The 7,502-nt window shown below is 36.6% G+C and carries 8 protein-coding genes and 1 pseudogene; 7 read left to right on the top strand and 2 right to left on the bottom strand.

The genetic code is table 11. The features are described 5' to 3' along the window. Positions 1–311 (top strand): transposase (locus TES5_RS14480; protein ID WP_068562686.1); only part of this gene is annotated, 311 nt, incomplete at its 5' end. A gap of 631 nt (positions 312–942) precedes the next feature. Here the strand turns inward: TES5_RS14480 and TES5_RS14475 are convergent. Continuing rightward, positions 943–2,163 carry a hypothetical protein gene (locus TES5_RS14475; RefSeq protein WP_068562685.1) on the bottom strand — a complete coding sequence of 407 codons (1,221 nt, stop codon included), beginning with the start codon at positions 2,161–2,163 and terminating at the stop codon, positions 943–945. A gap of 220 nt (positions 2,164–2,383) precedes the next feature. On the opposite strand from TES5_RS14475, the gene TES5_RS14470 reads away from it, so the two are divergent. From TES5_RS14470 to TES5_RS14460, 3 genes are all read left to right on the top strand, one after another. Continuing rightward, positions 2,384–3,259, top strand: a complete 876-nt coding sequence (locus TES5_RS14470; RefSeq protein WP_068562684.1) for a nucleotidyl transferase AbiEii/AbiGii toxin family protein — start codon at positions 2,384–2,386, stop codon at positions 3,257–3,259. Between the two features lie 404 nt (positions 3,260–3,663). Next, positions 3,664–4,275, top strand: coding sequence for a helix-turn-helix domain-containing protein (locus TES5_RS14465; RefSeq protein WP_068562683.1), 612 nt, complete (start codon positions 3,664–3,666; stop codon positions 4,273–4,275). Positions 4,276–4,424: 149 nt separating this feature from the next. Continuing rightward, entirely contained in the window at positions 4,425–4,682 is a 258-nt protein-coding gene (locus TES5_RS14460; RefSeq protein WP_068562682.1) for a helix-turn-helix domain-containing protein, read from the top strand. Positions 4,683–4,834: 152 nt separating this feature from the next. Here the strand turns inward: TES5_RS14460 and TES5_RS14455 are convergent, their stop codons facing one another. Then, positions 4,835–5,155 carry a hypothetical protein gene (locus TES5_RS14455; protein WP_068562681.1) on the bottom strand — a complete coding sequence of 107 codons (321 nt, stop codon included), beginning with the start codon at positions 5,153–5,155 and terminating at the stop codon, positions 4,835–4,837. A gap of 768 nt (positions 5,156–5,923) precedes the next feature. On the opposite strand from TES5_RS14455, the gene TES5_RS14450 reads away from it, so the two are divergent. The 3 genes and pseudogenes from TES5_RS14450 to TES5_RS14445 all read left to right on the top strand — a co-directional run. Further along, a complete protein-coding gene (locus TES5_RS14450; protein ID WP_068562680.1) occupies positions 5,924–6,814 on the top strand; it encodes a hypothetical protein in 891 nt (296 codons plus the stop codon). A 60-nt stretch (positions 6,815–6,874) separates the two neighbouring features. Continuing rightward, positions 6,875–7,051 carry a hypothetical protein gene (locus tag TES5_RS15295; protein WP_157080422.1) on the top strand — a complete coding sequence of 59 codons (177 nt, stop codon included), beginning with the start codon at positions 6,875–6,877 and terminating at the stop codon, positions 7,049–7,051. A gap of 182 nt (positions 7,052–7,233) precedes the next feature. After that, positions 7,234–7,502, top strand: a pseudogene (locus tag TES5_RS14445) (transposase); the annotation flags it as partial.

Genomic DNA, 7,502 nt, shown 5'->3' with positions numbered 1-7,502 from the left:
TGGAGCGGACGTTGCGGGAATACCCCACCGGAAAAATCGTGATGGTATTGGATAATGCCCGTATCCACCACGCCAAGCTGATCCAGCCTTTTCTTAAAGAAAACGCTGGGCACCTGGCACTCATCTTCCTCCCTCCCTACAGCCCTCAGTTGAACCTGATGGAAGGCGTATGGAAGTGGCTCAAGGAATCGGTCATCAACAATGTTTTTTTTGACCACGTCCAGAAAATCAAACAGGCGGTCCGCGGTTTCTTAGCCGATGTGAACGGGCGTCCCCTTGAAGTGATTGACCGACTGTGCGTGCGGATGTAAAGTATTTAATTCAACCTATATAGTATTAATATCGGTCATTGCGAGCATTCCCTTTCTTACCTCCAGTTACAGTGTCGGAACTATAACTTTAGAGGAATTTCAGGACGCCCGCAATGGCTTTTTATTTTACCCTAAGCTGCTTGCGGAGCTATGTACTTTTGCGCTGCAATTGTATGTACGTTTATCTTGCCACAAACACTTAAACACTTCGAGTTTTTTTGAATGAGCGTAGTGAATTCAGATAAGATATTTCATCTAATAATATTTCCGTTCAACTTAAGGCTCTTATTTAAAGTTTCTGTCTCAATCGCACTTATTTTATTTTTGAAAGAATGATAGGTATAGTTACTACTGATACCTAATACCACTCTTTTTGGATAGTTTTGATTTTGAACACAAAATAATTTATTAATATTTTCTTCTTGTACAATTTTTAGTTCCTTTTAGTCTTCTTGTTTATAACCTGCATTCCCGAAAAAGTTGTACCTAATTCGGCTTAACCCTTTATATCGCTACATTTTCCGCTTAGTTATGTATAAAACGCTTAACTAGGTGGATTTAATCTCGAAATACTATCTAAACGTTTATTTGACGGTTTTTTACTTGTTCCTTGTTAGGTGTTGGCAGTAAACTAGGTTATAAACCCAATAATAGTAATATTTTCTTTTAAAACATGAAATTTCCTGGAAATATCTAACATTATTTCTTCGTAATTATCGTAGACATAGGTAGAAGTATCTAAAGTTAGTAGTTCCTCTCCGGCGCTGTCATACAGATGAACCGCAACAATTTGGTATGTAACTTTTCCCTGTTCTTGGTTTGAAAACCTCCTCACCTTTACCTGAGCGGAATGGCCTTCACAATATTCAATTTTGACTTCATCTATTTCTGAAGGATAAAAAATACCTATAGTTTCGTCTTCTTTTTTTCTTGGTATCTGGTAATCTACGTAAAAATTTATATGCCGATTCGGGCTATGAGCCAGCATGTCCTCGATTATACCGATGGCATGTTTGGGGTAATTTGTATTCTTTAAATAAAAAAGGACAGATTTTTCATAAGGATAAATGTAATCAAACTTTTTCAGATAGTCTGCAAGCAACGGAACACTAAGATCTGTTTTGGCTGCATAATAAGCCTCTAAGACTTCTATCGCACCACCACTATATCTCGGACGAATCGTACAATCCAATAGTGTACGCTCCCTATTTGTTACTTGAACAGCCTTCGAAAAGCCTATAGGGCTTTTCTTTATAATTCCTGTTTTATTCGTATTCTTCGCATTTAAAATATGAACTTTATAATAGATGCCCTGGTATGCAAAGTTATAGATGTCGTTGGTTTGTCTCATTTCCTTTGAGAACGCATAATCTACTTTTCTTTGCGTCAGAATAGCGTTCTCTTTGTTTATTGGTTTTTTAGATTGTTCTCGATTAATGTATATTTCTTTTGGATTATTAATTGTTAAATCATGGACGTAAAGGGCACTATAATGAGATAAAAAGGAATTTGAAAGCAAGGATAAGGCAATTTCATAAGGGGAAACTTTAACATATGTACTAATATAACGCGTAACCTTCTCTCCTTTTTTCTCAGAGTATAGTTCTATTTTAGAAAAGAGCTTTAAGACATTTTGAAGATAGTGTGTCAGTAAACTAAGACTGGTTCGTTCCGGAACACCGTGATTTTCTTTTAAAGTTCCTAAAATCTTTATGAGAGAAGACCTATTTAAAATATTTCCATATTTGATTCCCAAGTCTTTCAGCACGTCTTGATTCGCTATGAGTTTATATGTGTCCCTTTTTAAATTATTTTGCTTTAGGATCTTATTAACGGTATCTATATCTGTCATGATGCGACTCTCCTATAGTAATGACTTCACCCTATTAGCTATGGTATATATACCATAGCTACCTATTGTATTGTGATTTTATCATATTCACTCGTTTTAATCAAAGCTATGGTATATATACCATAGCTTAAAATTAACCATTCTTAATAGACTCCCCTCTAAATGAATAGTATGATATAGGAATTAGAATATTGATTAGTTAGATGGAGAGGGTACCTACATGAACGCTGATGAAATACGCCTAACTGTAATAAAAGCGATTTTTTCTACACCTCAATTAGAGGCTATTTTGACCTTAAAGGGCGGAAATGCCATGAAACTGCAAGGATTAACCGATAGAGAATCTCAAGATTTAGATTTTTCTATCAAAGAGAATATCCGTTTGTCAAAAGAACAAGACGGCCCTCTCTTTCTTGACCGTCTTCAAAATGAATTTAATCAATTGGGCTATCAAGTAGTCAGTTTTAAATTTGAAGAGAAGCCCTCAACCAAAAAGAAATGGACACCTCCGTACTGGGGCGGATATAAAATAGACTTCAGTATTTTAAAAGAAGAGGTTTTCAAAAACCTATCCGAGGCACAGCTCAAAAATATCAATGCTTTTGCTGAATCTATAGAAGACGGGAAAAAGAAAATACAAATCGATTTGAGTTTTGATGAATACACAGATCCAAGAATTAAAGAGACAATCGATGATATCGATGTGTATTTATATAGCCCTTTGATGATTATCTATGAGAAAATAAGAGCTTCTTGCCAGCAGCTCCCTGAGTACACGGTCGGAATGAATAAAAAAAGAGCACGGGACCTTTTTGATATCTATACGATTTTAACGAATATTAAACATATCGATTTGTATGATGAGGTGTTAAATCCGGATAATCTGTATATTATTGATAAAATGTTTAGTATAAAGAATGTTTCAATTGAACTTATTCCAAAAATCGAGACGATTAAAGAGGAACTGAGAGAAGATTATCTAAATAAAGTGATTCCGCAAGTCCCCGGAGATCAATCCACACCTGATTTTGACTACCTCTTTGAATTTAACAAGGAATTATTTATGAAAGTCTATCATTTATTGCAAGTTAGATAGTGCAGCAGTAGAAATAGATGACAGCATTGGGGGTATATCTGTTAGAACTACGATGGATCACATTCTTTTATTCTGTACCCATCTTCTTATATATGAGATTTAAGAAGAAATGTGGATATACAGCGAGATTCTTATTCTACGTAGCTCATTCAAATACTGCATTTGCATTAGTAACATTAAAAGTTTTATATGAGTTCTTAACTAGCATCAGGTTTTTCCTAGCGTGCCCAAAAAACAAAAATGGAAGAGTGATCTCATGATTTCATTATCATAATCTGACCCTTCATAATAGATAGCTGTCTCTCAACGACAGATAAAGCTTTTTCAGAAGCCTTCTGTCTTCCTTTTATCTTTACTTTACTTTATAATGTAGTAAAGTAAAGATAAATAAGGGGGGGAGTCACATGTTAAACGTATCTGAAGTGCTCACGATCTTAGAAAAAGAAGGCCTTACGAGTTCTAGGCAAGTGGTCTTGCGTTGGATCCGTCAAGGGGACTTGCCAGCTGTACAAGAATCCAGAAAAATAGGCTATCAGATAGAACAATCAGACCTCGCTGACTTTATCGCCAAGAAAAAAGAAGCAGCTGCAAGCACCGAATCCACCGAACAGACAACCGACGATTATCAAGCAGGCTACCAGGCAGCCATAAAAGAGCTGTTGGAGAAAGCTATGGTGAGCGGGTCCGGAGACCTTTTTCTTTTCAGGAAAAATGCCAGTATCCCGATCCATTTAGCTGATTTCAAGGAAATGGCAGCGCGAAATTTCTCTACAGGGAAAAACAACACCTTCTATCAAACCGCCATTAAAAATCTCTTTCACCCATTCGGACGGAAGACACCGGAGAACGTCATCTATGTCTATCCTTTGGGAGATTATTATAAATTAGCCAATCTGATCGTCAGTAAAGAAGAATTGTCTGATTTCATGAAAGAGATGGATTTGGAAGGTGCCAGTCTTTCAGATGTTTTCGCGCACCTTTATCTCTACTATCTAACCTCGGGTAAAGTAAAGTAAGAAATACTTCTATCGATTCAGACAAAACGGGGGTTTTGGGACGTTTTATCCTTCTATTCAGAAAAAACACTTCCGAAATAACGCATTTTGAGGTGATTTCAGACCTGATTTGCCGGTAAGCCATCATTAAGAAACGAAAGGATGATTTCATGATTGATTATCATTACCAAACTTTCCTGGTTTTAGCTAATTGCTTGGATTATGCAAAGACTGCTCAAGAACTTTGCTTGTCCAAACCAGCAGTCACGCAGCATATCCAATATCTCGAAACTGATCTCGAGGTTAAATTATTCCAGAACCAGGGCTGCAATTTGGTGCTGACGAAGAAGGGCCAATTACTGAAAAGCCGTTTAGTCATCATCAATGATCACATTGATGATTTGTTACGACAACTAGCAAGCAAATAGCTAGCCAGAATTTTAAAGGAGCGATTTTAGTGTTGAAATCTATTTTAATTTTCCCGAAAGTTGATAACATAAAAAAATAGACGTGAACTTACCCAACTTAGGTAAGCTCGCGTCTATTTTTTCTATTCAGTTGGGGTTTAGTCCCAGCCTCTTTACAAATTCTCTATGCGTTGGTTTACTTCTTCTTCACTTAATTCAATATCTCTTAAACGATGATCCATTTTCTTATATTCACTTTGTAAAATTTCTTTAATTTTTACTATTTGATCAAAATCTTTATCGGAATATGAAGGAGCTTGTCTACCTTTTATGTAGCCATCACCGACCATTTGAATTTTAAAAACAAGATTCTGATTTTCAAGTTCATGACCATAAGAAATTTTATACTGGATTCTATTATCGTCTCCATGAATAAAAGGGTCTGCTGACATTAATGTTGAAATAACTGGTACAAATACTCGGTTTCTACTCATCTTTTAACACGCTCCTAATGGTTTTTAGGGTTTATAACGTCCCTATAAACGGGCTATAGGTACATTATAGCCCGTTGCGAGCGTTTTTGTCAACTAGATATGCAAAAATCTCTTTCTCGATTTTTGCATATGTTCGTGTTAATTTTTCATCGCCATCAATATAGGGGGATGAAGCAATTTCCATTTCGATTAGCATATCACTAGGCCCTAGAAACCCTTGTAGGAGTGAGTAGCGGTGATTAAAGCAACCTTTCAGGGGATTAAAACAATGAATTTGCGAAATTAATGGACTAGTAATCCCCTCAATTGAAACTTATTTTCAGGCAAAGTATCAGATTAAAAGGATATATTTACGAATGGAACAATGATTCGGGCTCTGGGAAGTAGTATTGTCGGTATATGTAAATTGGGTTGAGACAAGGTTTCAAATAAAAGAGACAAAAAGTTTCCATTAAAAAAACTATTTCTTTCAATAACGCCAGGAACCCCTTGTGGGAGTAAGTAGCAGCGATTAAAACAACCTTTCGGGGGATAAAAACAGTAGATTTGCGAGATTTTGCTAAAAAGAGCTTTATACGGCTGTTAAAACGCAGATTCCTTTTTTTGTCGAAATAAATTATTTTGTCCTGTAATCTATCAGTTTTTGTTTTATTCACACTTTTCTTTATACTGATGATAGTTCTATTTCTCATACGAACGATATAATAGAACTAAATATAAAAATCTGATTTCGTATGGACTTTCATTTTATGAATAGTAGGTGAAGTAATGACAGAAGGAAATACGCTTAATCTAAACCTATACAAGGAAATACTTAGAAGTTTAGAGGGGAAGACACTTCGAGAAAAAAATATCCGTGTCGCAGGAGTCATCACAGATTATGTGAAGAAGAAACATGATATTGATTTAATCGTTGTAGGGGGATTGTCTGTCGAAATTTACACAAGCGGCGGTTATACCACGGAAGACATTGACTTTGTTGGTCCAGGACATGACGAAATTATGCAATGTTTGGTTGACTTAGGGTTTTCACGAAAGGGAAAAGATAGCGTACATGAACGATTACAAGTATACGTCGAAGTACCAAATAGCGTTTTGTCCGGTGGAGATATAAATAAGATTCAAAAAATAACAACTGAAGATGGTTTTATAGTCAACTTGATCGGTATAGAAGATATCTTTTGCGATAGATTACGGGCGGTCGTCCATTGGAAAGAAGAGTATCAATTGCCGTGGTTGGTTGAATTGTATATTTCGCATTATGATGAAATGGATTTTGAATACATTGAAAGCGTCCTGACGCCTGCAGAAAAAGAATATTATGACAAGTTTATGCGGATGATGACTGAACAAGAGGAAGCGTATAGTCATCATGAATTCTTCAAGCAGTTTCTGCAAAAGAACGGAATTATTTTCTCTGAATCTGCTGATTCCATCATTTGGTTATACCTAAAATCCGAGCCTATTGGGGTTCGGTTATATCCATTTCAAAACATCTATTTCTATGATAAAGATGATGAAATCGTTCCTTTCGGTGATGATGAAGTAGGCATGACGCCCGATGAATTTATTGCAAAACTCCAATATTACGGATATGAGAGTTCATATGATATGTCTGTAATCTGCAACGAGTTGAGAAGGATATATACCGCGGAATAGACTCTTTTGACTATTCCATAAGAATATCCTATAATGGTGACGAAAAGGAGGGGAATCAACATGCCAAGGCCAAAAATGCCTATTACACCAGCATTAAAGCGTTCTATCTTAACTGAAATGAAAAAAGAGTTCCCCGATTTAAAACCTGGAAGACAGCGTCCACGCAATCCACAAGAAAAAGAAGTCCTTTTGCGTTGGGAAAAAGAACGCGGAGGAAAGAAAATAGGGACGATTTAGCATACATAGCGCATAATAATCCAACCCCGAGAACTTTTCTCGGGGCTTTTTGTTTATATCCTGCATTCCCGAATTGTGTAACGATAATCACTCGAAAAACCGTTGTAACGCTTGATATATAGCGGTTTTTTTGTTTACTTCAACCTCGTTATATATTATAATATATAACGAGGAGTGTTGATATGGCAGTTATTTTTCAAACAAACAAGAAAACAGGCATTACCTATGCCTATCAGAATGAACCCTACTGGGATAAGGAAAAGCAACAATCACGCGCTAAGAGGACGCTGATTGGGAAAGTCGATCCAGTTACAGGTGAAATCATACCCACGCGTTCGTACAAAAAGAAACCGGCCCCGGCGTCATCGGAAGTTAAGCCAGGGCCGATCCCGATGACGCAAGTCCGAAGAATCTTCTATGGGGCAGGTTATCTGCTCGATCAAATTGGCAA

The organism is Trichococcus sp. ES5, from assembly GCF_900067165.1.
Classification (GTDB): Bacteria; Bacillota; Bacilli; order Lactobacillales; family Aerococcaceae; genus Trichococcus; species Trichococcus flocculiformis.
This window is presented reverse-complemented; position numbering and strand designations above follow the sequence as displayed.

Excerpts from the sequence above, each read along its gene's own strand:
- TES5_RS14475 (WP_068562685.1), bottom strand. The coding sequence starts at position 2,163 with ATGACAGATATAGATACCGTTAATAAGATCCTAAAGCAAAATAATTTA.
- TES5_RS14470 (WP_068562684.1), top strand. The coding sequence starts at position 2,384 with ATGAACGCTGATGAAATACGCCTAACTGTAATAAAAGCGATTTTTTCT.
- TES5_RS14465 (WP_068562683.1), top strand. The coding sequence starts at position 3,664 with ATGTTAAACGTATCTGAAGTGCTCACGATCTTAGAAAAAGAAGGCCTT.
- TES5_RS14460 (WP_068562682.1), top strand. The coding sequence starts at position 4,425 with ATGATTGATTATCATTACCAAACTTTCCTGGTTTTAGCTAATTGCTTG.
- TES5_RS14455 (WP_068562681.1), bottom strand. The coding sequence starts at position 5,155 with ATGAGTAGAAACCGAGTATTTGTACCAGTTATTTCAACATTAATGTCA.
- TES5_RS14450 (WP_068562680.1), top strand. The coding sequence starts at position 5,924 with ATGACAGAAGGAAATACGCTTAATCTAAACCTATACAAGGAAATACTT.
- TES5_RS15295 (WP_157080422.1), top strand. The coding sequence starts at position 6,875 with ATGCCAAGGCCAAAAATGCCTATTACACCAGCATTAAAGCGTTCTATC.